Origin of the sequence: Thiorhodococcus minor, assembly GCF_010820565.1 — a bacterium.
Taxonomy (GTDB): Bacteria; Pseudomonadota; Gammaproteobacteria; order Chromatiales; family Chromatiaceae; genus Thiorhodococcus; species Thiorhodococcus minor.
In genome coordinates this window covers 1-3,065 of the sequence record NZ_JAAIJQ010000193.1, presented here as the reverse complement: position 1 = coordinate 3,065, position 3,065 = coordinate 1, and the positions used below count along the sequence as shown (strand labels likewise).

General features: G+C 67.7%; 1 protein-coding gene. It reads right to left on the bottom strand.

Features of this window, described 5'->3' with window-relative positions:
* Positions 1-48: 48 nt before the first annotated feature.
* Positions 49-3,065, bottom strand: a 3,017-nt coding sequence (locus G3446_RS26130) for an RHS repeat-associated core domain-containing protein (protein WP_164456588.1), incomplete at its 5' end; no start/stop codon positions are given.

The window sequence follows — 3,065 nt, the reverse complement described above, 5'->3', positions numbered from 1 at the left end:
CGATACTGGGCTCGCGGCGCACGATTACCCAGGCGGGAGTCACACCCGCTAGAACACGCGGCCTTGCCAGGCCGCACTACCCCTTATTCTGTTCCTCAGAGTCGTAATTGCTTCTTCAAGTTGTTCGCACGTTTCATAACCACTCAGCGTATTTGATAAATCAAGAGCCTCATTCTCATCGTCTTGCGTATAACCACCATAGTTGGGATCACCCTGATCATATTCATCATTCCTCATCCAGTCTATGAGCTTGCCGGTCAGAATTACTCCGGCACCGAAACCTAGTACTGCACAAGGCGGCCCACAAACCACGGCGCCTCCAGCGGCTCCTGTAAGCGCTGTGGTCCCCTCCGGGTCAATGGTATTGAGCGGATTACTAGAACCATACTCATATGCATTTTCCGTCCCACCCTCAAACCCAATCGGATCCTTCCCCAACCACCGCCCGGTGTAGGGATCATAGTCCCTGACCCCAAAGCGCACGAGCCCAGTCTCCGGCTCGTAGAGCCCCCCGGCAAACCCGAACGGCTGGAACCCCGGGTTGGTGTCGCGCGTCACCACCCCCCAGGCATCGTAGTCCATCCGCTGAACGACGGCCCCGGTCTCGACGGCGACGACCAGCCGGGGGCTGCCGAGGTGATCGGAGAGGATCCGGTAGGTGGTCTCCTCCTGGGTCTCGGGATCGACCTTGATCAAATAGGCCGGGACGTTGACCTTCTCCCCGTAGACGAAGACCGAGACCAGGTTCCCCTCGCCGTCCAGCTCGGCGATCGGATTCAATTGGTCCTTGTAGAGGAAGCCTTGGACCAACTCACCATCGCGGGTCTTGCCGATGCGCCGATCCTGCCCGTCGATGATATAGCCAATGGCCGCGCTCGGGCGTGGCCGGGCCGGTGTGTCGGACTGGAGCAGGCGGTCCTGCTCGTCGTAGCTGCCGTTGGCCACGCCGTCGACGCCGATGCGGTTGCCGTTGGCGTCGTAGTCCCAGGAGCCGGTGACGCTGCTGTTGGTGCGGACCTCGGTCAGGCGCCCGGCCAGGTCGTAGTCGTAGGCGTAGACGCTGGTCTGGCCTTGCAGGGTCTCGGTCTTGGTGCGGATGCGCCCGAGGCGGTCGCGGGTGTAGCCGACCTGGTAGAGCGCGCTGCCGTCGTGCGCCGCCTGCTGGGCGGCGAGTTCACCGAAGGCATTGTAGCCCTGGGTGGTGGTGAGGCCGCCGAGGCTGGTGCCGGTGAGCAGCCCATGGTCGGGATCGCGCGCGAGGATCAGCGCGCCGGCCTGGGTGAGCAGCCCGTCGCCGTCGTAGTCGTAGGAAATGCTGTGGCTGTCGTTGATGATATGCGCGGCGATGGCGAAGTCGCTGTTCCAGTCGGTCTCGACCTGGCCATTGACGGTGCCGGACCACTGGGTGTCGATGGTGAGCGCGCCGTCATAGTCGAAGGCCAGCACCTCGCCCTCGGGCGTGGTGATCGTGGCGATGCGCTCGGTGGGACCGGCGTAGGTATAGGTGGTCTCGCCCGCCGCGGTGGTGCGCCTGTCCAGCCGCCCGGCGGCGTCGTAGCCGTAGCCGATCTGCGGCCCCAGGGCATGGCTCAGCTGGGTGAGATCCCGGTCCTTGTCGTAGCCGCGGGCGATGGCCCCGGTGCCGTCATCGACGCTGGGCGGCTGGTAGTCGTCCTCCAGGTCGACCGGGGTGTAGCCGAGGCGGTGCTCGGGGCGTCCCGGCGGGGTGACACCCTCAAGGTTACCCTTGGCGTCGTAGTCGAGCCCGGTGATCGCGCCATCCGGGCGCTCGATCTCAGTGACCCGCCCGACGGCGTCCGGGGTGTAGCGGGTGATCTGCTGCTCGGCATCGGTGATCGCGATGAGGTGGTCGTGGGCGTCGTAGGCGTAGGTGGTGAGGCGGGCGTCATCGCCCGTGCCCTGGCGGGTCTCCACCAGGCGGTCGTCCTCGTAGCGGTACTGGGTCGCGGCCAGTCCGGGAATCGCGGTGCGCAACGGACGGTCATGGGCGTCCAGGACGGTGGTGGTGGTGCGTCCCTCGGGGCTGGTGGTGGTCTGGGTGCGGGTGGCGGGATCGTAGTCGGTGACCCAGGACGCGCCGTTGGTGGTGGTGATCTCGCGGAGGAGGACGTGCGAGCCCGGGTCGTCGGGGTCGGCCAGGCCCCAGGTGTGGGCGCTCTCGCTGGTATAGGTCAGCCCGCTCGGCAGGGTGAGGGTGGTGCGGCTGTCCGAGGCGGCCCCGGAGGGCACGGCGCTCGGCAGGGTCTCGGTGCGGGTGCGCGTGCCGTCGGGGGCGGTGGTGGTCGTGGTGCGCGCGAGCGGGTCGCTGACGCTGCGGGTCTCGCCGCCCGTGGGGCTGGTGTCGATCGACGTGCGCACGCCGGTCTCGGTGTCGGTGCGCGCGGTGTAGCCATGCACCCGATCCTCGGCCGAGGTATAGCGTACCTGCTGGGCCTCGGGGTCGAGGTCGTATTCGATCGACTTCCAGCCGCCGCCGGCGGCATCGGTGTCGCGGATGAGACGCGACAGGCTGTCGTAGGCGAAGGTGGTGGTATGGTCGTTGGGATCGGTGTAGTCGGTCAGCAACCCCGCGGCATCGTATTCCAGGCCCCAGAGCGCGCCGTCCGGGTGGGTGATGGTCTCGGGCTGGCCGAAGGCGTTGTAGGCGATGCGGGTGCGCTGGCCGGTCGGGCTGACGACGGCAGCGATGCGCCCGGCGCCGTCGCGCTCATAGGTGGTGGTGCGGTCGTACTCATCGGTGACGCTCGCCAGCTGTCCGGCGGCGTCATAATCCACCGTCTTCAGGGTGAGGCCGGTCTCGGCGTCGCGCTCCTCGCGCAGGCGACCCTGGGCGTCGAAGATCCGCAGAGTCTCGCCGCCGTCGCCCGGGACCTGCAGGCGGTCCTGCCAGGGCAGGCTGGCGTAGGCGGAGGCGATGCGGCGCACCCCGGCGGGGCTGGCCTGGCCGAAGTAGAGGCGCCCGTCGCCGTCCTCGACCAGCCCGGCGATGGGGCCGATGGCTGCGCCCGCGGCGCTCAGGCCGTCGGGCGTGAAGCCGGTGGTGC